This window comes from Saccharolobus solfataricus (assembly GCF_900079115.1).
GTDB classification, from domain to species: Archaea; Thermoproteota; Thermoprotei_A; order Sulfolobales; family Sulfolobaceae; genus Saccharolobus; species Saccharolobus solfataricus.
In genome coordinates this window covers 2572291-2595636 of sequence record NZ_LT549890.1, presented here as the reverse complement: position 1 = coordinate 2595636, position 23346 = coordinate 2572291, and the positions used below count along the sequence as shown (strand labels likewise).

Here is a 23346-nt window from a genome sequence, read left to right as displayed (position 1 = left end):
AAGTTAAGTATGAATAAAAAATCTACTTAGTGTTTAAACCGCTCCTTTATCCAGTGCCTCACATCGTAAAAGAAAATGTTGTCATATGGACAGGCGTTCACGCATTCCCCTAATCCAACACACTTAAACGACTTAAACTCTCCCTTCTTTATAAACCATCCTCTCATATCTGTAATCCCAACTGGACAAGCAGATGCACAATCTACTGTTTTACAATTAACGCATATCATTGGATCCTTAACCTTTAGTCTAAATAAACCTATACTACTAACGGCTTGATTAAACACGCCCCAATAACAATATCCAGTATTAATGCACGCAAATGTACCTAAGAATGGTATAGAAATGAATAGGAGATACCAGATTATATCAAACCAAATGAAATATATTAGAACTGTAATATCAGCGCCGAATATTGTAAAATTAATTATGCCTAACGAATTAAGATAAGATATAATGGAAGCCACTAATACCAATATTGAAATGCTGAGCGTTACAATTTTGAACCAGTTTGATAGTCTTGACGTCATCATTTTTCTTCCTAGCTTCGACGTCCTATTATAAACCTTAAGTGAGTCATAAAAGGTACCTTGATACATTAAGGGTGCAGTACAACTTATGGCACATAAATTTCTAGATCCAAATAAGAAAGAGAGAAGTGCGTAAACTACATAAGTTCCTATAAGTCCTAAGAGTACGGAATTTGAAACTCCTCCTAAAGTTCCAATCCCCATTGACCACATATAAGGTAAATAGGGTAAGTGATCTGAAATTGGGCTAAACATTGGTATGTAAATCGTATATAACGCGTATGCTAGGATCATTAAACTCATCCTAATCCTTACTTCCCTAACCCTCATTTCTAACATCTTTTTAAACGCTAGGAATCCCATTTCTATTCCCATCATTATCAAAAACCACATCGAACCTAGAACAGATCCAACTATGTTTATGAAATTCCATAATGTGTTTATCGGATTTGTTAAGGGTTCCCATGGCAGTGTTAGACTATTTATAAATCCAGAAACTCCAGGTGAAAAGATTCCCTCAACAAAATCTAATACCCCGCCCATGAAGAATTCCATAACGAATGTAAGGAAGATTATTGTAAACGCCAATATAGGATTCTTAGTGTAATTCCCTTTTCTTGAGTTTGGTCCAGCCAGAGCTCTATAAATGAACCATATCATTCCTATTATCATTGATATATCGAAAACTAGTAAGGTATTATAGAGGAAGAAGAAGAACTCCCCTATCATCATTAAAGTGAAAATAATTATTAGTTCAATTGTTGTAAACGTCTCTTGGGATGCCCTTAATCTCTGACTATAAAGAGAATCGTAAATTAATATTGTATCTCCTATCATTATAATAGCGGAAAGCCATATTGGTAAATTTACTGATGGAAATATTTGAGGAAACCAGGGCATTAAAAGTAATAAACCTATTAAATAGTTCCTTAATGTCTTGTTAATATTTCTAAAGGATAGAATTAGCGTAAACACCATTTCAACTACCATTACACTCACGAAATATATATTCTCAATCGACGTATCTATATTAGCTGGGGTTGAGGTTTCTAAAGTATATATTAATGCTCCCATTGTTATTTCAGAAATTACCATAAATAATGCAAATATACCATATATAAACTGTCTCTTTTTCACTTCTTTTATGTTAAGTAATGGATATAGTCCGAAAATCATATATGCGGAATTGGTTATCAAAAAGTAGAAGGGATTATTACTGAGTAGATAAAGGTAAGCGCCTATATTCATTATTAACATCATTCCTTCAACGTACAGCGCTAATAGCACTCTCCTTATTGATATCCACTTTTCCACTTCGTAAATTACGTAAAACATTGCCAGAAGCATAGTAATTGTAATTATTATTGGAAGCAAGGTCATAATCTCACATTATATTTCTTTTTAACGCTAAAAAGTTTTGCTTAAAATATCAGAAATTGTGACTAGTTTTATAAATAGTCAATCTGAAATTAAAATATGAACATTATTGTTGGTTTTAAGATAGTTCCGGACGATCAAATGATTAAGGTTGTGGGAGATAAACTAAATACTGACGCTCCATTGAAGGTAAGCACTTATGATAAGAACGCTATTGAAGAGGCTATACGGTTAAAGGAAAAGTTCGGAGGTAAGGTTACTGGTATTACAGTAGGCAATAACGATAGAAAGAGCATTAGGGAAGCTTTAGCTATGGGAGTTGATGAAGTAATAGCAATATTAGTTAAAGATCCGGACGTTTACGTTACCGCTATGGCGATAGCTGAAAATGTGAAGACCCTAAATCCAGATATAATATTGTTTTCAGAAATGACAACTGATAGCGGAACTTCGGCCTTACCAGCTTATGTTTCCGAACTCCTTGGCCTACCTTATATTTCTAACGTAAAATCACTAAAAATCGAGGGAAACAAGGTTGTGGCAGATAGGGGAATGGTAAGCTATCTTGAGACTGTAGAATCAAGTTTGCCTATAATTGTTAGTGTTGGTGGCGAAATAAATACTCCCAGAATTCCCAGCGTTAAGCAAATCATGGAATCGTCTAAGAAACCAGTTAAAGAAGTTAAATTCGACGCACAATCTAAGGTTAGAATAAGGGAAATTAAACCAATGATTGTGAATAGAAAGAGAATAGTTATTGAAGAGAGCGATATTAATAAAGCTGTTGATAAATTAATTGAATATTTAAAGTCTGATGGGGTGATCTAATATGAAAACTGTAGTGTTCTCGGAAAGTCCGGTATTCTTGAGAATGGCGGCAGCTGTAGCTCAAAGCTTCGGGGGAGAAGTAATAGGAATATCCGACAATGAGAATGTTAAGTTCGTAAATAAACTATACATTATTGATAAAATAGATGAAGATGGTATTGTGGATTTAATATCTTCACTATCTCCAGATGTAATACTAACTGGAAATGTGAGAAGGGATAGGGCAATAGCTGGAAGAGTAGCGGGGAGGTTAAAGTTACCTATTGCTACTGATGTAGTCTCACTAAAGGTTGAAGATAAAAAGGTCACGTTAAATAGAGTAGCCTATAGTGGAATGGGGTTAGTTACTCTAGAGAGCGAGTTACCAATTGTCATAACTATTGCAAATACGCAATTACAACCTAAGGAACTTCAGCCCAGTGTAGAGAAGGTTCAATTGAAAGAGGGTAGGGTTAAAATTGTCGGTAGGAAATCAACTTCCTCTGGAGTTAATTTAGCTACTGCAGATATTGTAGTTGGTGTGGGAAGAGGAATTGGATCTAAGGAAAACGTAAAATATGCTGAAGAATTGGCAAAGGCATTAGGTGGAGCAGTTGGTGGAAGCAGACCAGTGGCTGCCGAGCTCAATTGGGTTTCAGAAGATAGACAAATAGGTTTATCCGGTTTAAGAATTAGGCCAAAATTGTATATAGCCTTGGGAATATCTGGTCAGCCTCAGCATATAGCTGGTATAAGGGATTCGAAAATTATAGTTGCTGTTAATATTGATAAAAACGCCCCAATACTTGAAAATGCAGATTACTTGGTTGTAGGCAACGCGATTGATTTCTGTAAAGCTATGTTGAGTAAGCTAGGGAAAAAATAATAATGATAAAAACGATTTTATTTTAATGGTATTTCCTTTTAAGTCCTTGGAGGATTTTAAAGTAGAAATAACCCAAGATCATGAATTATTAAGAAGTGCAGTTAGGGATTTTGCTGAAAATGTATTGGCGAAGTATGTGGAAAGAGGTGAAAAAGAATTAGATATCCCCTTAGAGGCTAAGCAAAAGGCTAAGGAAATAGGTCTATATGGATTATTTGCAAGCCAAGATTTAGGGGGACAAGGTGCGGACTATTTGTCCTTACTTACAGCAACAGAGGAAATAGCTAGAATTTGGCCCTCTTTCAGCACATTTCTATTAATAAATTGGATGTTTATTTATGCGTTATCCAGATTTGGAAATGAAGAACTAAAGAAAAAATATGTAATACCAGTTGCCAATGGAGATAAAGTAGCAGCATTTGCTGTTACTGAACCAGTAGCTGGTTCAGATGTAGCTGGTATAAAGACAACTGCAAAGAAATTAGATGGCGAATATGTAATAAATGGCAGGAAGATTTTCATAACCAATGGCGATATTGCGGATTATTACTTAATAGCCGCTAGAACTTCACCTCCAGATCCTAAGGCTAGATGGAAAGGAATTTCGATGTTTGTTGTAGAGAAGGATGCTGTAAAACCAGTGAGTAGAATTGAAACTACTGGGCTAAGATCTTCGCATACTGCCGAGATTTTATTGGAAGATGTAAAAGTACAGACTGAAAATCTACTTGGAGAGGAAGGTAATGGATTTAAATATGCAGTAAGTTCTTTTGATTTTGCTAGAACCATAGTTGCTTCACAAGCATTAGGGATTGGACAAGCCGCTTTGGAGAAAATGATTAATTATTCACTTCAAAGATCTGCATTCGAAAAGAAACTAGCAGAATTTCAATTAGTACAGACTAAAGTTTCTGAATCATTAGCAGATTTGGAGGTAGCTAGGCTAATAACATATTGGGCTGGGACGCTGTTTAGAAATGGGAAAGAAAACGAATACACTGTTGCTGCTTCATTGGCTAAATTTATATCCACGGAATCTGCTGAGAGGATTATATTAAGGGCTATGAGTGTATATGGGGGTTACGGTGTTACTACATCTACCGGACTGGAGAGAATGTTAAGAGATTTACAAATTATGAAAACATATGAAGGGACAAACGATATTCAAAGAATAAGCGCGGCAAGGTTCCTCTATAATAAATTCATTGGATATAAGGTGTGACCGTGTATATTGGTAGTTCAGTTAAGAGAGTTGAAGATTTACGATTTTTAACTGGAAAAGGTAGATACATAGACGACATTTACTTACCAAATATGCAATACATGGCAGTATTAAGGTCGAATTACGCTTGGGCTAAATTTAAGCTTGATCCCAAAAGAGCCGAGGAAAGAGGATTTAACGTAATAACATTTGAAGATACGAAGGAATTTTCGCCATTACCTAATTTTTTCATACCTGATCCTAAGAGAGCACCTAAGGAATATATTTTAGCCAAGGAAGAGGCTAAGTATTTTGGCGAACCAATAGCGTTAGTGCTAGGTAGGGATAGATATGAGGTTTACGATGCCTTAGAACTGGTTGATGTGGATTATGAACCTATAGAACCAATAACTGATCCATTCAAGGCGATAGAACCTAATTCACTTATTCTTCATAAGGAACTTGGCTCTAACATTGTGTATAGTGATATTTTCGAATATGGAGAGGAACCAAAGGATTACCACTACGTAGAAAAGACGTTTAGATATAATAGGATTTTGCCGGCGCCTCTTGAAACCAATGGGGTTATAGCTGACTTCGATAAGGTTAGCGGAAACTTGACAATATATGCAAATACGCAAGTTCCGCAAGTCTTTAAGACAGCCCTAAGCATTATCTTCAATATTCCTAGATCTAAAGTCAGAATTATCGTCCCAGATTCTGGAGGGGGATTTGGTGGAAAAATTTTCCTGAAACCTCTAGCTATGACCGCCCTAGCTTCGATATTAACTGGAAGACCAGTAAAGTATATAGAGACTAGATATGAGCATGTAATTTCTGCAATCCACGGGCCAGATAGACATTACACTGCCAAGATTCTATTTAAGGGGGATGAAATATTGGGAGCAATAGTTGACCTAGTGGAAGACTTTGGAGCGTATTTACATACCTACCAACCCTTACCGATTCTCAGACAAATATACCAACTAGTAGGACCGTATAAGATGAAATACCTCAAGTTTAGAGTATCTGGAGTAGTTACGAATAAACCTCCGACTGGGGCATATAGGGGATTGGGAATCCCACCGGCAGTGCTAGTTTTAGAAAACCTTGTGAAAAGTATTTCCAAAGTAAATGGCATTGATGAGATAGAATTAAGAACGAAGAATTTCATCGATAAACTTCCTTATGAACACATAACCGGTGCAATATACGACAGTGGGAATTACAGAGAGGCATTAAAGAAACTCATAAGCCAACTAGAAGTTAAGGATAAGGATAAGTACACGGGAGTTGGAATAGCATTCGCCTTAGAACCTGGATCTTCATTAGCATTCCAAACACTAGTAGTTAACAAGCCTAGAACACCCTATTATGAAGGAGTTTACATGAGGATAGATAGCGGAGGTGATGTTACGGTGTTTCTTTCAACTAATACTATGGGTACTGGACATGAGACTGCAATATCCCAAGTGGTTGCTGATGTTCTAGGTATACCAATTGAGGATGTAAAGGTCATCTTAGGTGATACTGCCGGTCCGCCAGGTACTGGATTTTACGGTAGTAGGTTCTCTGTAGTAGGTATTTCAGCTGTTTACATTGCTTCCCTAAAATTAAAGGAAAAAATGAGAGAGTATTTAGCCAAGATGTTTAACGTAGAAAAGGATGATGTAAAAATAGATAATGGAACAGTAAAAATAGGTAACAGATCAATTAATGTTAAGGAAGCCGTTAATATGATATATAACAGATCGTATTTGATAGGAGATGAGATCGGATTAGATGTTTCGGTCACTATCAATTCATATAACGTGAATATTGCAGACGAGAAGAGAAGAGTGAATTTCTCTACAACCTATGGTGTCAATGCGCACGGTATAGTAATTAGGGTCGATAAGGATACAGGGTTTATAAAAATCCTCAAGTACGTGATATTAAGTGATTGCGGAACTATGATAAACCCCATGATAGTCGATGGGCAATTAATGGGAGGTACTACCATGGGGATAGGAGCATCACTCTTAGAAAAAGTGGAATACGATGAAAACGGAATTCCAAAGCAAACCTCTTTTGCAGATTATTGGATTCCTTCAGCAGAAGAGGTACCTAATTTCGAGATACAGCATATGATAAACCCCTCACCTTTCACACCACTAGGGACCAAAGGCGTTGCTGAAGGAGGAGCAACTGTACCTCCAGCTGCAATTATTAATGCCTTAGAGGATATAGTGAAGAAACCTATCAATAGGGTTGAAATACCAATAACCCCTGAGTATGTATTGCAGCTAATTAATGACATGAGCTAATTATTGCGTTAAGTATTTCATCCTCTTTTCCCTTCCCCTTACCTAAAGTGACATATTCGATAACTTCACTTATTAATTGTTTTAAAGTATTATCATCTTCATTACAAAATCTACTTTTCATTTCCAAGTCGCTAGCTAATTTTTCCTTTACAAAATTCTCTATAGGTTCGTGTTCAATTGCCTCTCTTATGAAATTCCTCATTAGTGCGTATTTGTAAAATGGTGTTTCCATAAAATTTGATCAATTTATATCGATATAAAGCTAATGTTATTAACCTATCTTACGAGATATTATCATATGGAAAGGAAACTGGGATTTATATTTGATCACAATAAGTGCATAATTTGTAACGCTTGTGTAGATGCTTGTAATAAAGCTTACGGGGACCTTAACTGGAGAAGTCTAATAGTAATGACCCATGGTGAGAGTAAAACAGCACTTTCTATTGCTTGCAATCATTGCGATAATCCGACATGTATGCAAGTATGCCCCGCCAATGCGATTGAGAAGAACGAAATGGGGATAGTCAGAATAAGGGATGATAAATGTATAGGGTGTGGATTTTGTACATGGGCGTGCCCATATGAAGCGTTAAAATTCAATAATGAGGGAGTCATGAGCAAATGTCACTTTTGTTATGACCGTTTAGCGGAGGGAAAGGGAATACCATACTGTGTTGAGGCATGTCCTACTGGTGCGTTAGCATTCGGTTGGATAGAAAAAGGAGAAGCAGAAGTAAATTATCTTCCACCCTCGGAAATAACTAAACCTAGAATTGTTATAAAACAACCAGAATCAAAGGAAACTCTCAATGCAAGTGTGTTGCATACTAAGAAAGAGGAGAATTATTTAGGACTATTAGCCTTTACGATTGGAAGTGAATTCGCGTTAGGTTATTCCCTTTTTAAATTACCTCTCTGGAGTATTGTGAGTGTTATCTTACTAGTAGCCTCATTGCTTTTATCTGTAAATCACGCTAGGAAAACTGATAGGTTTTATAGAGTTATTTATAACTTGAAAACCTCTTGGTTAAGCAGAGAGGTATTATTTTCATCGATAGCAATATTATTCTATATTTTGAGTATTGCCGAACCTCTATTTTATTACCCTGCCATATTATTTCTGACTGTTGGAGTAATTTCCAGTATTATGATCTATATGTTGAAAAGTAGACCATCATGGTATAATGTTGATACTCCAGTTTCGTTCATAGGGAGTATCTTTACGATGTCTCTCCCAATTGTGTACTTTTTCAGTCACAATTTAACAACTATTATTCCATTAATAATAACTCTTGTAATAGAAATAATTTCTAATAATAGAAGGTCAAACGTTAGAATGAGCCTTAATGTCGCTTCAATAGTTATATCACTAATTTCTATTGTTTTCCCCGAAATTATCATCATAACTGAAATTATAAATATTGTTTCTGAAGTAACGCATAGGAGAGAGTTTTATGAAAAAGTTGTATATTACGGCTTACCTAAAGTTTAAACATTTTTTATAGTAAGTTTTTTAAATGATGAAGAGTATACAGTTCTAATAGGTGGTCATTTATTGCTCGAAATAAGATTCCACGGTAGGGGTGGACAAGGTGTTGTAACGGCTTCCCAGCTATTAGCTGAAGCTGCAGGGTATGAAAATCTTTATACTTCTTCTTTTCCCATTTATGGAGCAGAAAGGAGAGGCGCAGAGATAGAGGCTTATTGTAGAATATCCGATACGCCTATTAGGGTAACTTCTCCAGTTGAAGAACCAGATTACTTAGTAGTAATAGACAATTCCCTTATCCAAATATCAAGGAGTTTATTCAGAGGACTAAAAGATACTTCCACAATATTATTAAATTCACCTTCTAAACCAGATCTTAGGTGGAGAACTTTTTACGTTAATGCAACCAAAATTGCGACAGATTTAGGTTTGGTGAAATCAGGATGGCCCATGGTGAACGTAATTATCTTGGGAGCCCTAATAAGGGTAATGGGAATGCCTAAACTGTCTTCACTTGAGAAAGCAATAGAAGAGGAATTTGATGGTAAAGTAGCTCAACTCAACATAAAAGGTGCAAGATTAGCCTATGGACAAGTTGGTGTCGAGTATGTCACTGCTTGAATATCAGTACTTTCCAATAACTAGACCTAATAAGGGTGCTGGAGGAAGAACCGGAGCATGGAGGATAGTAAAGCCTGTAGTTGACTATAGTAAATGCATAGGCTGTAAAGCGTGTTTTATGTTCTGCCCAGAATCTACAATAGTGCCAAGCAACGGTAAAGTAAGAGTTGATTACGAGTATTGTAAAGGTTGTGGAGTTTGTGCGAATGTATGTCCAGTGAAGGCTATAAGTATGGTGAGTGAACAATGATTAGAAAAATTATTTCCGGAAATGAGGCTGTAGCCTTAGGCGTAAAACTAGCGAGAGTAGGAGTTACTGGAATATACCCAATAACACCACAAACCACAATAATTGAGAAATTGGCAGAGATGAGAGCTAAAGGTGAAATTGAAACCGAAATAGTGAGAGTCGAGAGTGAACATTCTGCAATGGCTGCAACGTTTGGTGCTGCCTTAGGCGGTGTTAGGGCCTTTACTGCTACCGCATCCCAGGGTCTACTTTACATGCACGAAATGGTGTGGTGGGTTGCTGGGAGTAGAGTACCAGTAGTGATGGTTGTAGGTACTAGAGCCGTAGGAGCTCCATGGAACATATGGAATGAGCACACGGACTTTACGAGCGAGAGAGATAGTGGATGGATAATGGCATTTGCGAGTAATCCACAAGAAGCATTAGATCTGACTTTACAAGCATTTAGGATCTCAGAAGACGAAAGAGTGTTCCTACCAATGATGATCGGTATGGATGGATTTATCCTTTCACATACTAAGACTAATGTGCTAATACCCGATCAGGATCAAGTTGATGACTTCTTACCTCCAAGAAGGCAACCGTATGTGATAGATCCAGAAGATCCGGTAGGTATGGGTAATATATTTCCTCCTGAGGGCTATATGAGATTAAGGGAATCAATAGATCTAGCGCTGAGAAACTCAGAGGATGTAATAAAGGAAATAGGAAGAGAATACAATAAGAAGATTAATCCACTGGGAGATTATTCCACTCTAAACGTATCGTATAAACTAGAAGATGCTGATTACGCAGTAGTTTTAATGGGAGCATGGGCAGGAGATGCAATGGAGGCTGTGGACACATTAAGGGAGAAGGGAATAAAAATAGGTATGTTAAGAATAAGGTATCTTAGACCTTGGAGTGAGAAAGAGATAAGAAATACATTAAAGGATAAAAAGGCGGTCCTAGTGTTAGATAGGAGTACGAGCTTTGGCAGAGGTGGAGGTCCGCTTTATGTTGAAATAAAGTCTACAATCTCGAATGTTGTACCACAAATAAAAGGTGTAGTAAGTGGATTGGGTGGTGTTACAGTTAACAAAAACGATCTCGTATATATATTTAACAAGTTTGTAGAAGGCCTAAAGGATGACGTAATTTGGTATTATCCAAAGGAGGTAGGGAAAATTGAGCTTAGGACTCCGAGAGATATTGAATAAGCATAACGGTATCTTATCAGGAACTTCTGCTTGTCCTGGTTGTCCAGAAAATATGGCAATGAGAATGCTAGGAATGGGATTAGGTAAAGATGTAGTTCTAGTAGTAGTTGCTGGATGTTCCTCGGTAATACAAGGAAATGCGCCTTATAATGCTTACAACTTCCCTACAGTTAACGTTGCTTTTGCAGCTGGTCCAGCTACAGCAGCTGGTTTGGCTAGGGCGTATAAACAAAAAGGTAAAAACGTCACTATAGTGGTTTGGGCTGGAGATGGAGGAAGTGCTGATATAGGATTCGCCTCACTAAGTGGTGCTGCTGAGAGAAATGACAATATACTCTACCTTACTGTGGACAACGAGGCATATATGAATAGTGGAGGGCAGAGAAGTGGATCAACTCCGTTTGGTGCAATAACCACAACAACTCCAGAGGGAAAAAAGGAAAATAAGAAAAATCTACCACTATTGATGATAGCGCATAATGTACCCTATGTGGCTACTGCATCTGTAGGATATCCGCATGATTATATAGAGAAGTTAAAAAAGGCTAGGCAAGTCGAAGGTTTTAGATACGTTCATGTTTTAACTCCAGACCCTTATGGTTGGCTATTTGATCCTTCAAAGACCGTTGAGGTTGCAAAATTAGCAGTGCAAACTTGCTACTGGCCTCTATTTGAGTATTATAATGGAAAGTTAAACATTAGTTCAGAAAGTTTACATTGTCTTGATAGGAGGACTAGAAGACCTATAAGAGACTTTCTAAGCATACAAGGAAGATTTAAGAAATTAACTGATGAGCAAATAAAAATTTTAGAACAATATATAGACAACTTGTGGGAAAAGCTAAAATCCATGCTCAATAATCCCTAAAAACTATTTCTTATATTCTTCTGATGCTATCTCAAACCCTTCCTTCAGTTCATTTAAAGCATTACTTACTGAACACTTCTTAACGGTCTCTTTTCCCAATGAACCTACCTTTTCATCTTTCAGCGCTAACTTAAGTTTTTCAGCTAATTCATCAATGTTTCCGGACTTGAATACAAAGCCGTTACCTCCCTCTATAATAAGCTCACTTATACCGGCACCACTACTTACAACAGCAGGCTTCCCATAAACCCAACCCTCACATACTGCTAGTCCGAATCCTTCTATTCTGGAGGGTAAAAGAACTACGTTAGCCCTCTGATAAAGCGCGAATAATTCTTCATCTGGTACATATCCAGTGAATACTACCTTATTTTCTACTCCTAAGCTCCTAGCTAACTCCTTTAGCCTACTAACCCACATACTTCCCTTATCGTGTCCTAGCGTCTTACTAGTAAAACTACCATCTCCTGCCAGTACCAATTTGGCATCAACATTTTTTATGGCTGAAATCGCTAAGTCTTGGCTTTTCATTGGATCCATTCTTGCTACAACTAAAATTACCTTATCATCGCTTTTCAGTTGATACTTATCCTCGATGTATTGAATTTCTTTTCTTCCCACTGTCTTATAGCTGGAGGGGTCAATGAACGGGTAAATTTGTTTAACTTTAACCTTAGCTCCAGTTCTTACAAGACCCTCCAAGTCCCTTTTAGTACTTAAGATTACCAAATCGAAGCTCTCAAATGCTTTAATTAGAAATTCCTTTAATTTTCTACTTAGGTTTTCTGGTACAAAGGGTATATGATACCATAGAACTGCTGGGGCTGAAGGTCCTATTATCCCTCCTACCAACAGTTGCTGGAAATCATTTATAAAATAAATATCCGTATCGTTATAAAATTCCAGCAATTTTTGAGCTGAAAGCCAGTTATAATTTGCATAGGCTATATATTCTTCTCCAACAAGATTGTACTTACTTAATCCATGGCTTTCGTTATAAAGTCCCTCTTTAAATCTGGTATAGTTTGCCAATGATTTAGCATCTAGGTCAACAAAATAAACTTCTGCTTCTTCCATTTTCACTGATGGAGGATAACCTGGTCCCAATGAGACCCATCTGGATTTCGAGAAGGCTCTAGTTTTTATGAGACTTAGCATCATCTTAGCTACTCCACCAACTGAAATGTGATAATCATCATTACTTAGTAGGTTAAGATCTATTGGAGGCTCTAAGTAGCCATATTTTTCCAGTAAATCTCTATAGGTTAATGAAAATCTTATTGGTGGTGTTTGGGTATTAATAGCAACGCTAATCATACTATTTCATTTCGCGTTTATTCATAATATATTTATCTTGAAAAACGTATCTCCTCACCTACCAATGAGGTTCTATTCTAAATCAATTCATCCTTCTCTCGTCATTGATTCTCCAACTCTCATTTGATAAGCAGTGGAAAGAAATTGACGTATAAACTCCACAATTGCAATATAGTAGTAATTCTCTCAAAAACCACACTAGTGCAAATATACTAGCTTATATTAACTCTCCTCCATAGGTTATTTTCTGAAAACTTCCTCTCATCTATATAGCAAACACTAGTTTAGTCATGGGCTTCTCCAGATTAATTTAACTTTCAACAATTAAGACTAAATTTTTTAGGGTAAATTCCTTACTACTCACGTGACAAGATATTACGAATTTCTTTCGAACGGTATCACCTCAGCTTTAATAAAAAATGGCAGTGTTGAATGGTTACCATTACCTAGATTTGATTCTTCATCAATTTTCACAAAAATTCTGGATGAAGAAAGAGGAGGGTATTTCAGTATAAGTCCGGTAGATGAAAAATATGAGGTAATTCATGAAGATTATATTGAAAATACATTGATTCTAAGAACTATCTTCAAAAGCGAGGAGGGTAAAGCTGAAGTAACGGACTTCTTACCTTTATCGTTAGCAGGGATTATACGAATTTATGAAAGTGAAATAGATCTGAAAGTAGAGATAAAGCCATTCTTTGAATACGGCCTTATAACACCAGCTATAATTAAAGCTAGAAGAGGCTTGATATTTAGAAATCCTAAATCCAAAGAGGGCGTGGAAATACTAATAGGTGGGGAATACATACCTATTGATGATACTGAATTCGTTTTGAAAAAGGGTAAAGGTTATATATACTTGCTTTACTCGAAGGATTTGAGATATGGTCTGTTCAGTAATAAGGGCTTTGTTTATTCTGAACCGTATGAAGCCTTAAATAAGGCTATAAGATATTGGAGAAGAAGGTTAGAGAACGCTAAAAAGGTTAACATGTATGTAGATGCATATTATAGATCTTTGTTAGTACTTCTTGGCTTAATTTATGAACCATCAGGAGGAATTATAGCAGCTCCAACTACTTCTCTTCCAGAGATAATCGGCGGGTCGAGAAATTGGGATTATAGATATGTATGGGTTAGAGATGCTTCGTACTCTGCAGAAGCGTTAATAAAAGCAGGATTATTGGTAAAGGCCAGGGATATAATAGGATTCCTAACTGCTATGATAGATCCTTCGTCTAAAAGTTTTGATCATCCACTTTATACAATAGATGGAACAGCGCCACCAGCAGAGGAAATCCTAGATTGGCTAAAAGGTCATAAAAAATCGTTTCCGGTAAGAGTTGGAAATGCAGCGTATATGCAAATACAAATGGATGTTGAAGGTGCTTATATGAATGCACTATACGAATATTATAATGCAAGTAAAGATTCAGAATATATTAGTGAAATATGGTGGGCCATAGAGGCAATAGCGGAATGGACTAAGAAGAGTTGGAAATGGAAGAGTACTGATTTATGGGAACAAAGAGGAGTAGAGGAGCATTTCACGCACACTAAGGTTATGGATTGGGTAGCTCTCGATAGGGCTAGCAAACTTGCAAATGAATTGGGATATAAAAATGAAGCTGAGGAATGGATTAATGTTGCTGAAGAAATTAAAAAGGACGTTTTTGATAACGGATATTCAGAAAAGTTAGGTTATTTTACGAGATATTACGGGAGTAATTCAGTAGATTCTGCTTTACTTACCTTACCGCTATACGGCTTTATAGATGCTAAAGATCCTAGATTTTTGAGGACATTTGAGAAGATCGAGAGGGATTTAATGATTTCAGATGGTTTATTACTAAGATATAAGGATGACTTTATGGGAAATGTAAAACATCCTTTTGCCCTAGTCTCGACATGGTTAAGCCGGGTTTATATTAGATTAGGAGAAGTAGACAGAGCGAAAAAAGTAATTGAGAAGCTAATTAACTGTTCTACATCATCATTATTACTCGCTGAACACTTAGATCAGAACACTTGCGAACCTAGGGGTAACTTTCCTCAAGCATTTCCCCATGCAGGATTAATAGTGGCAATAGTGGAACTAGAAGAGAGGTTAGTTTAATGAATAGATTACAACAACTCTTAAAGGAGGCTTTGGACGAAATCGAAATATATGGGTCTTGGGTTTCTCTCTATTATATTCTTAAGTTATTAGCAGAAAGTAACGTAGAAAAGTTATGTAAAGAACAAGAAGTAGCTTATCACATGACCGTTGACTCCCTAACGTTGTTTACAATATATAAGTATGGGGGAGGGATTGACAAGACTAGACTTTTCGTACTCTCATTTTTACTTTACGACTATTTATCCAGATATTACAATATACAAAACCCGATTTTTTCAATTAAGTGGAATAAAAGATATTTTGTATATAGTCCAAGAATAGATTCTCGTTTACATACCTTATCAAAAAAGAGTCTAATTCTAAAAAAAGAAAGATTGTATTATTTAAATCAGTTAGGGAGAAGTGAGGCTGAGAGTATAAATATTAGAGAAAAGGATAATGCAAAAGTTGATAGTATTGTAACGAATTTGAAATCTCTCAAAAAGGTTAAGGATATTAGAATATTTGTAAGAAGACATCTTTTGGGCAATGATAAATAGAAGAGTTATAACATATATAATAAAAAAATTTTATTCTTTAAAGGTTATTTTTCAGTATGATCAGACCAATAATTCTTCCCCCAAAATCTCCCTTTAGCGATATTAAAGGTGGAGTAGGAACCCCATACGTAATCTATGATAGTAAAAGAGACAAGCACTGGTTCCTCTTCACTGGTTGGAGTGATCTAAAAGGGTTAAAACGTGAAGGATTCGTAGCGCCAATAGATAGGAGTCTAAACGTTGACTTTAGTGGTATTAAGAAGATTTTACCATCTGATTTCCCAATGCAAGTTGACTATAGTAACAATGGAATAAGGGGATTTTACAATGAGGCTAGAGACGAGTTCTACATCACTTCTACACATGGAAATGATGTCTATTTCTTTGCATTCGATCAAGAGTGGAAACTAAAGGGATATAAACTTTTAATTAAGGACTTAAAGAAGGACTCTGGCTTTCCTATAAGACCAACCGGAGCATATAGAAATATGCATGACGCATTTGCAGTAGCTCCTAATGCTGATTCTTCTGGTGTTAAGTTATATATGGTAAGAAGCGTCGACGATTTGGAAAAGGTGAGAGTTGAGGATTTAGGGGATATTGGAGCTTGGGCTAGGAGTAATGATGTATTAGACTTCACACTTATCCCTAGGTTTCAAATCTTCATTGAAATGAATACTGTTTCAAAATGGATGTTACAATCGTTCATTGGACCTAATTTAGATGAGCTTTATGTGACAGAAGATGTTAACAAAGTTAGTTTTCTTCAAGGTTCACTAATGCCACTTCTAGGTTTAGATGACTCATTCGTTCAAGTTGGACATCCTCATTACACTACCGAACCAGACGGAAAACCAAAATTGTTTTTTGTATCCTTCAGAGATACCTATACCACTAGGATCGATACTGGGAAAGAGGGCTATACACATGAAATTTGGGTAGAATACGTTGATACTTTTATCTTTGATCCTAGGAGTTATGGTGAGCTAAGAGGGAAATTCAAGGGAAGGGAGAGTAAGTGGTATTATGTTCCTAATGCCAATAGACTAATCGTATCAGTTAACGGAGAAGCTGAATTACAATTAAAGGCTGATATTAATGATGAAGTTAGCGATAGCGTGGTATTAAAGCGTGGAATAAATATTATCGATAAGCCTACAACTTGGATTAGATTAAGTTCGTCAACAGAAATTGGTGCCACAATTAAGGCTTTAGTTTATTAAGAAAATCTTGTTTCATTTTTAATACTAATATAGATATATTATGTAGATTCTCTCTTCATATATACATATATTCTTCATAGCCAATCATTAGATAAGTTACAAAAAGTAACTAGGAAGTCTTATGAATCAAATAAAATAATTATGAATACGTTCTAATTGCGTGACTTCTTTTAAACTCCTAAAGTCAGTATTAAGGGCTGTAAGCCTTATGAACATTTTAGAACCAAAACCTTTAACATGATTGGCAAGGATGACGTCTTTGCTCTTATATTGAGTGAATATAAGGATTCACAGAAACCGGTCTCATTATCTAAGATTAAGAGGAAGTTTAAGGATAGAAACCTCATACATGTACTCGAGGAGTTAGAGAAGGAGGGAAAAATAAGAAGAGTTGAAAATGGGAGTAAAATCACTTTTGAACCGCTAGATAGTATAAACATAGAAGACGAGTTGAAAATACTAAGGGATGAGATTCATAAAATGCTTGACCTATTACAGAAATTCGTTGAATCAAAGAGTTTTTCATCTAAGGATTTTGATGAGGCTTATGATAGGATAAGGGATTCTTTAGGATATGCGCCATTGGAGAGAATAAGGATAGAACTAGGACTTTCTAAGGAAGAGTTTTACTCAAAATTTAGAAAATATGTAGAGGAAAATTACGATTTAATAGCTGGAGGTGATGAGGGATTTACGAGAAGAGGCGTTACTTACGGAATAGTTAAGAGGAGGAGATAAATATGGTTTGTGAGATACCAAGAGTAACTGTAACTACATGGTCATCTAGAAGCATTATACTGGTAGGTCCAACATATAGAAAATATTTAGAAAAGACACTAGAAATAGTAAGAAATAACGAAGTGGCATCAGTTGTTGGACAACCTGGTATGGGAAAGACTACGTTACTTAAGAAAATAGAGGAAATAACAAAAACTGATAACTTATCAATTTACTTAGACTTAGCTAATAAACAAAGTATAGATGAGGAATTCTGGACTAAGACTACTCAATTCGAATTGAGGGAAAAGGCTTTACTTGAACTGCAGAAGATAAAGGGTAAGCTTGGATATTCTTTTTGGAAAAGATTGATGGGAGTTAAATTTGAGGATTGGTTGCTAAAAATTTGCAATAAATATAATAATCCCTTTCTAAGGGTTTATTGTTTGAGCTATGAAAGAAACTTCGACGGAATGATTAATGCGTTAAGAGATATGAAGAATTTGAGTAAGCTAGTACTTTTAATTGATGAAATAAGGGATTATCACTTAAGTCTAATACACAGGCTAATTAACGCAGGACTTGATATACCGATAATTATGGCAATGCCTACTGAGGTTTACAGCAAGGTTTCTGATTTAGCAATAAGAAGGAGAATAGAGGAGAGCAGAATTCCTCTAGATGACGCGTTAACAAGTGAGGACATAAAGGAAATTGTAGAAGCCTATTGTAAAGATCTAACAGAGGACATTCTACCAATAATTATAACACTATGGAATAGTAAAGAGATAACTAATGTCAGTTCAATATTACAGTTCATACGAAATGAGATGGATAAGGTAGAAAAAGTTTGTGAGAAAAATAACATAGATTGTATTAGAAGTGAATTGAGAAAATATACAAGTCTAAGGAATCCAGAAGTTGACGCTAAGGAATTTGAAAAGAAGGTTAGAGAGTTACTATCCAATATTAGTAAAGAGTTTGGAATAAGCTATGTTCATCCAAGAGGAAAGAGAATTGAAGTTGACGGAAAGTCTATTGTAGTAGGCTTATTCTTCATTGTGGATGATCAAGTATACTTGGGAGATGTAGTATTTTCAAATGACGGAAGCTTATATAACTATGAGGAATTGAAATTGTTAAGCAAAATTGAGGAAGTGGAACATGATAAGAAAGTATATAAGGTTAGGGGAAGATTCGTAATAACAAACACCGCTACTAATATTAATAACATTTACACACTAAATATCCCTACGCTAGAAGTTGTGAAAATATTGAATGGTGACGTCTTCCTATTAGAAGAGAGATTAAAGATCCTTTTCGATCAATATCAAACACCTACAAGGAATGAGACAGAAAACCTCGCCCTTTAATATAAGGGAAAAGAGAGTGAGTATTTGCTTGATTTACCTATTGAATATTTTTACACTAGATCACTATATTATCTCCATTTCGGTCAATGTTAAAGTGTACAATTTAAGTTAGTAATGATTCTTAAATATCTGATAAAAATCTACAAACTAGCTAATGAGTGCAATTGTAGATAAAGCCAAAGAGACTTTATAACTTTTATACGTAAACGCTTATAGAGTAATGGGTGCTAAGTTTTGTTCTCTAATGATCCCTCAACTTTAACTAGAAAAGAAAAATTTGATAAAGAGGAATCAGTCAGAGCTATAAGAAATGCAATAGCTGCAGAAATAGATGCTATAAATTTTTATCTACAACAAAATAAATATATTGATGACGAGAAATTAAGAAAAGTACATGAAGACATAACTAAAGAGGAAATGACTCATTTTGGAGAATTCCTAAGACTACTATATCAAGTTTCTCCAGAGGATTTCAGTTATTTTAAAAAGGGATGGGAAGAAGCTTCAAAACTGATTGGTGAAACCAAGGATTTTCCTTTAATTCCAACTAGTAGTAAGGAGATTTCCAAAGACCATATAGTGAGCTGGATAACTGAGGGAATTGTGTCGAGTAGAATAATGAGGAATATAGGAAATACAATAAAATATGAGTTTACCACCATACCTTTATCAGAAATAAAAGAGGATTCCGGAGATATAATTCAAAGCAAAAGTGCATCACTCTATGAAGTTCCGTTAATTAATTCTCAAGTAAAATTTTATTTGGGTCAGAAGAGCGATTCGAGAAGAACAGCCGTATTAGCTGGAAAATCTTTTGCTAAGATGGAGAATTATTTATTATTAAAAAATCATCCGTTATCTCCTCTAAAAATCGGCTTGAAAATTACAGGTTCTGACTGGAATGTCGCTGGAAATATACTACTCGATGTTCTAAGAGCGTATGAAAATTTAACTCGAGAAGGATTCGGTAAAGACGTTTACATACTAATGTCTAGCTTAAACTACTCTAAAACCTTCAGGGTGGTTGATAGAAGTGGCACCTACGAAATTGAAATGATAAAGGAAATAGGGAATGTAGTACCTACGGACATAGTTAGTAATGATGAAATTTACGTCATCAGTAAGCAGGGATTTGACATATTAGTGTTCTCTGACCTTAACGTCGAGTACTTGTCCAAAGAAAAGGACTATGAGGTATATTTGATCACTGAGCAAATTGCACCTAGATTAATTAGTAGCGCTGCTTCTTGCGTAATTACGCAAAAAACATCATGATTTAGCTTTCACTTCCTCCAATCTTCTTTTTAAGTTCTTAAATATCAAGTCATCTAAGGAAATATCATAGGCTATTAATTCTACATTTCCGCTCGCCTTAAGTAGATATGCAAAAACCTCACTTCCAGGTACATCCATATTATTTATCTGAGCATGAGAGACTTCTCCATTGACTATGGATGTTATTATATTATAATCATCTCCAAGAATAATTATACCTCCTTGTTTAATATTTACTATAACCTCTCTTAATTTCAATATAACCTCTTCAACACTCCCTCTAAATCTAAATACCTCATTGAGGACTGGAGTTTCTTCCAAGATAGAGGGCTTAAAATAAAATTTAACAAATGGTATTACATGCTCTTTTACTAAATGCGTTGCAAAATCAAAATCTCCTATTCTGACTCTATCTAGAAAACCATAGCTTTGCTTAACATCTGCAGCAACTTTCATTCTTGTTAGTTTACCTAATTCTGTTAAGATAAGATCTATCCTCCACGTTAATTTCCCATTATCTCCTTCTCCCTTATATGTAATGGTATTAAACGTAAGTGTAGGTCCCTCCATTATACCTGAAAACGTTATTAATCGTGATTCTGGATCTCCGATTAAATAAAGAACTTTGAACTTATTTTCAGGCTTTTTTAGACTACCCATTGTTACGAATTTACTTTCGGCCTTATCAAATATATTCACAATCATCAGGTGACCTAATATTCCAGCAAATCTCACTGGGTCTATAAAGAATGACAGTAATTGAGATCTACTAGCTTTCACTTCCATTTCTTCTGCATAGGGCATAAATCTACTATATAATTTTAAAATATAAACCTTATTGATTTATATAGAAGATTACCGATGTATAAATATATTCAATGGAAACGAAACGCAAACGCAAAATATGAGCTCTCATTTGGTTCTAATATTTTAAGTCCTAAACCATTATGATATGCATCTGGGGCACCGCTCATGGGTTCTATCGCAATTGAGCCTCTTACGCCAGTATATATTTGTACAAATGGCATGTTTCTTCTTGTAATTCTCACTTTTGAATAGGATGAATGTAGCTGAATACCTCCACTTATCAAGAAACAGTCATCGTAATCAGTGTGTTCAAGTTTAGTCTTTACCAATTCCCCAGTAGGAATTTTATTGAAACTTATGCACTTCTTTATACTTTCCTCCTTTTCCACTACTATTCTCCAATCATCTGCCGTAATAAAGTATGGATGTGCACCAACCGTTAATGGTGCTCTTTTATTTCCTACGTTTCTTACAACTATCTTTATCCTAAGTCCGTATTTGAAAACCTTGTAGGTTATAACACAATCGAGCTTGGAAGGATATCCTTCATGTTCTAGAATATATTGCAAGCTGATACTATCCTCACTTTTTCCTATAACGTTGAACTCCTTGTCCATGACTAATCCATGTATTGCGTTTCCCTCTCTATTTTGAGGTAAAGTGTATTTTACTCCTTCAAATACATATTCGGCATTTTTCACTCTATTTGCAAATGGTATTAGGATTGCCATACCACCCCTTGTAGGTCTCTCCAAATCTCCTCTTAATATCATGTCCCTATTTCCAATTTTAAACGAATAAAGATAGGCACCTTTTGTTAAAATTTCAGCTTCAGTATCTCCCTTTTTTATTTTCATACACTTTCACATTCGGACTGGGATTAAATTTATTTTCTGTCTCTGAGCATTCTCTTGTTTCCTATATTTAAAAAATTTAAACTTAACCAAGGATATATTGCTCGTTAAACTTTACAATAAAATTTTTAAACATTACATTGTGGCTAAAACAAGTAATGATTAAGTATAAGGATACCAGATGGATGTATCTAATAATACCCTATAACGCTTCAACGGGACCATTGTCAACATTAGTAACGTTACAGATTCTCTCGCTTGGAGGAAATGCGATTAACGTAGCATACGCCATATCCCTAAGTAACGCTGTTCTAATTCCAGCTTCAATATTATGGGGATTTATGGCTGACAGGATGGATAGAAAGAAACAAATATTGTTAAGCCTAGCTGGGGTTTCAATCCCACTTGTCTTTATGCCATTCATGAACAGTATCTCACTAGTCACCTTAAACTACGCTTTAATCACATTTATGAGTACTGCGTCAGCTACACCGTTCAATTTATTAATAATGGAGTCCGTTGAGAAAAAACACTGGGGTTCTCTTTTCTCAAGGTTCTCCTTATTCTCCTCCATAGGTGTCTTGCTGGGATTAGTTATTTCGACTTTTCTGGTAATTCTCTTAAGAATTGACCAAATAGAGGAAATATTGGGATTTTCAGTATTAGCTACGTTAATAGCAAGCATAAAGATACTACCTAAACCTATAATTACTTTTGAAAGGACTGCTATCATACACCATAAAGAGTCATTTTTAACTAGAATGAGACACTTGCCAATGATGTTCCTTCATTTACCTAATATTCATCACTTCAAAATGTTCTCCATGACTAGATTATTTAGGAAACCCATTAATTACGTTCCTTTACTGTATCTAGGAATAGTGTTATTTTACATAAGTAGTGGAATATTCAATACAGTTTATCCAGCTGGCTTGTACGTGAAAGGGTTAAATAAATCTGAGGTGTTGGCTGTAATAAGCGTCGGTATGGTATTTCAAATTTTAGGATTTAGAATATCCTCAATGCTACTTGAAAGTAAAGATGAAAAAGGATTAGCACACATTTCACTTATCCTAAGAGGAGTATCTTATGTTGTACTTGGTATATTTGCTCAATTATTTTTAGGTATACCAATATTTATATCTGGGTTAATATTTTATCCGTTGGCAGCTGGAATTGCCTATGCAATTTTCTACTCCTCATCTACTACCTTAATATTCAAAATTGTTGGGGAGAGGAGACAAGGAACTGGGCTCGGAGTTTACAGTACTGTAGTAGGGATATCGTTATTTCTAGGATCGCTTTTGTCAGGTTATATCACGCACTATATCAGCTACGGTATAGATTTTATAACAGCGGGGATAATACTCTTATTTGCTTCGTGGATATTTAGATATCTAGAGGAAGGATGATTTTATCTTAATTTTTAGTAAAAATAAACTAATATTTAAACTTTATGATATTTTATCGATGTGACTTTTAGGACGACTTCATATGCTATTTAGTTAAACCCTAGAGAAAATAAATAAGATAAAACTTGATATATTATGATTTTTTATAATGTTTAATCATAAAATTTATT

At 35.5% G+C, this 23346-nt stretch carries 21 protein-coding genes; 16 read left to right on the top strand and 5 right to left on the bottom strand.

Annotation, left to right across the window (positions count from 1 at the left end):
* Positions 1-26: 26 nt before the first annotated feature.
* Positions 27-1910, bottom strand: a complete 1884-nt coding sequence (locus SSOP1_RS13815; RefSeq protein ID WP_009990239.1) for a 4Fe-4S binding protein — start codon at positions 1908-1910, stop codon at positions 27-29.
* Between the two features lie 96 nt (positions 1911-2006).
* On the opposite strand from SSOP1_RS13815, the gene SSOP1_RS13810 reads away from it, so the two are divergent.
* The 4 genes from SSOP1_RS13810 to SSOP1_RS13795 are packed head-to-tail and all read left to right on the top strand — an operon-like array spanning position 2007 to position 7107.
* On the top strand, positions 2007-2735 hold the full coding sequence (locus SSOP1_RS13810) for an electron transfer flavoprotein subunit beta/FixA family protein (protein ID WP_009990241.1): 729 nt from the start codon (positions 2007-2009) through the stop codon (positions 2733-2735).
* Between the two features lies 1 nt (position 2736).
* Entirely contained in the window at positions 2737-3600 is an 864-nt protein-coding gene (locus SSOP1_RS13805) for an electron transfer flavoprotein subunit alpha/FixB family protein (RefSeq protein WP_009990243.1), read from the top strand.
* A 25-nt stretch (positions 3601-3625) separates the two neighbouring features.
* Complete coding sequence (locus SSOP1_RS13800; RefSeq protein ID WP_009990244.1) at positions 3626-4822, top strand: acyl-CoA dehydrogenase family protein; 1197 nt, start codon at positions 3626-3628, stop codon at positions 4820-4822.
* On the top strand, positions 4819-7107 hold the full coding sequence (locus SSOP1_RS13795; RefSeq protein WP_009990245.1) for a xanthine dehydrogenase family protein molybdopterin-binding subunit: 2289 nt from the start codon (positions 4819-4821) through the stop codon (positions 7105-7107). The genes SSOP1_RS13800 and SSOP1_RS13795 overlap by 4 nt, the downstream gene beginning before the upstream one ends.
* Here SSOP1_RS13795 and SSOP1_RS13790 read toward each other — a convergent pair.
* Positions 7091-7339, bottom strand: coding sequence for a hypothetical protein (locus tag SSOP1_RS13790; RefSeq protein ID WP_009990247.1), 249 nt, complete (start codon positions 7337-7339; stop codon positions 7091-7093). The two genes, SSOP1_RS13795 and SSOP1_RS13790, sit on opposite strands and share 17 nt — an antisense overlap.
* Positions 7340-7405: 66 nt before the next feature.
* Here SSOP1_RS13790 and SSOP1_RS13785 point away from each other — a divergent pair, with 66 nt between their 5' ends.
* The 5 genes from SSOP1_RS13785 (at position 7406) to porB (ending at position 11537) form a co-directional block, all read left to right on the top strand.
* Complete coding sequence (locus SSOP1_RS13785) at positions 7406-8602, top strand: 4Fe-4S dicluster domain-containing protein (RefSeq protein ID WP_014511433.1); 1197 nt, start codon at positions 7406-7408, stop codon at positions 8600-8602.
* Positions 8603-8665: 63 nt separating this feature from the next.
* Positions 8666-9220: a 2-oxoacid:acceptor oxidoreductase subunit gamma family protein gene (locus tag SSOP1_RS13780; RefSeq protein ID WP_009990249.1), complete on the top strand. Its 555-nt coding sequence runs from the start codon at positions 8666-8668 to the stop codon at positions 9218-9220.
* Positions 9207-9470, top strand: coding sequence for a 4Fe-4S binding protein (locus tag SSOP1_RS13775; protein ID WP_014511432.1), 264 nt, complete (start codon positions 9207-9209; stop codon positions 9468-9470). Before SSOP1_RS13780 ends, SSOP1_RS13775 begins: the two co-directional genes overlap by 14 nt.
* Complete coding sequence (locus SSOP1_RS13770; RefSeq protein WP_009990252.1) at positions 9467-10669, top strand: transketolase C-terminal domain-containing protein; 1203 nt, start codon at positions 9467-9469, stop codon at positions 10667-10669. Before SSOP1_RS13775 ends, SSOP1_RS13770 begins: the two co-directional genes overlap by 4 nt.
* Positions 10638-11537, top strand: a complete 900-nt coding sequence (porB, locus tag SSOP1_RS13765; RefSeq protein WP_009990254.1) for a pyruvate synthase subunit PorB — start codon at positions 10638-10640, stop codon at positions 11535-11537. Before SSOP1_RS13770 ends, porB begins: the two co-directional genes overlap by 32 nt.
* Positions 11538-11540: 3 nt before the next feature.
* Here the strand turns inward: porB and SSOP1_RS13760 are convergent, their stop codons facing one another.
* A complete protein-coding gene (locus tag SSOP1_RS13760) occupies positions 11541-12854 on the bottom strand; it encodes a glycosyltransferase family 4 protein (RefSeq protein ID WP_009990256.1) in 1314 nt (437 codons plus the stop codon).
* 364 nt (positions 12855-13218) lie between these two features.
* Here SSOP1_RS13760 and treH2 point away from each other — a divergent pair, with 364 nt between their 5' ends.
* From treH2 to SSOP1_RS13730, 6 genes are all read left to right on the top strand, one after another.
* Positions 13219-14973, top strand: coding sequence for an alpha,alpha-trehalase TreH2 (gene treH2 / locus SSOP1_RS13755; RefSeq protein WP_009990257.1), 1755 nt, complete (start codon positions 13219-13221; stop codon positions 14971-14973).
* Entirely contained in the window at positions 14973-15515 is a 543-nt protein-coding gene (locus tag SSOP1_RS13750) for a hypothetical protein (protein WP_009990258.1), read from the top strand. The genes treH2 and SSOP1_RS13750 overlap by 1 nt, the downstream gene beginning before the upstream one ends.
* Before the next feature lie 56 nt (positions 15516-15571).
* Complete coding sequence (locus SSOP1_RS13745) at positions 15572-16738, top strand: hypothetical protein (protein WP_009990259.1); 1167 nt, start codon at positions 15572-15574, stop codon at positions 16736-16738.
* A 237-nt stretch (positions 16739-16975) separates the two neighbouring features.
* Positions 16976-17476 (top strand): hypothetical protein, encoded by a 501-nt coding sequence (locus SSOP1_RS13740; RefSeq protein ID WP_009990260.1) that lies wholly within the window; start codon positions 16976-16978, stop codon positions 17474-17476.
* A gap of 2 nt (positions 17477-17478) precedes the next feature.
* Positions 17479-18828 (top strand): ATP-binding protein, encoded by a 1350-nt coding sequence (locus SSOP1_RS13735; RefSeq protein WP_009990261.1) that lies wholly within the window; start codon positions 17479-17481, stop codon positions 18826-18828.
* 234 nt (positions 18829-19062) lie between these two features.
* Positions 19063-20103 carry an encapsulin gene (locus SSOP1_RS13730; protein ID WP_009990264.1) on the top strand — a complete coding sequence of 347 codons (1041 nt, stop codon included), beginning with the start codon at positions 19063-19065 and terminating at the stop codon, positions 20101-20103.
* On the opposite strand, the gene SSOP1_RS13725 is transcribed toward SSOP1_RS13730, so the two are convergent.
* Together SSOP1_RS13725 and SSOP1_RS13720 are read right to left on the bottom strand one after the other, a co-directional pair.
* Positions 20098-20907 (bottom strand): hypothetical protein, encoded by an 810-nt coding sequence (locus SSOP1_RS13725; RefSeq protein WP_009990265.1) that lies wholly within the window; start codon positions 20905-20907, stop codon positions 20098-20100. The two genes, SSOP1_RS13730 and SSOP1_RS13725, sit on opposite strands and share 6 nt — an antisense overlap.
* Before the next feature lie 71 nt (positions 20908-20978).
* Entirely contained in the window at positions 20979-21767 is a 789-nt protein-coding gene (locus SSOP1_RS13720) for an aldose 1-epimerase (protein WP_009990266.1), read from the bottom strand.
* A gap of 155 nt (positions 21768-21922) precedes the next feature.
* Between SSOP1_RS13720 and SSOP1_RS13715 the strand changes: the two genes are divergently transcribed.
* The gene (locus tag SSOP1_RS13715; RefSeq protein ID WP_009990267.1) at positions 21923-23176 is read left to right on the top strand and encodes an MFS transporter; all 1254 of its coding nucleotides are present in this window, start codon (positions 21923-21925) and stop codon (positions 23174-23176) included.
* Positions 23177-23346: the final 170 nt, after the last annotated feature.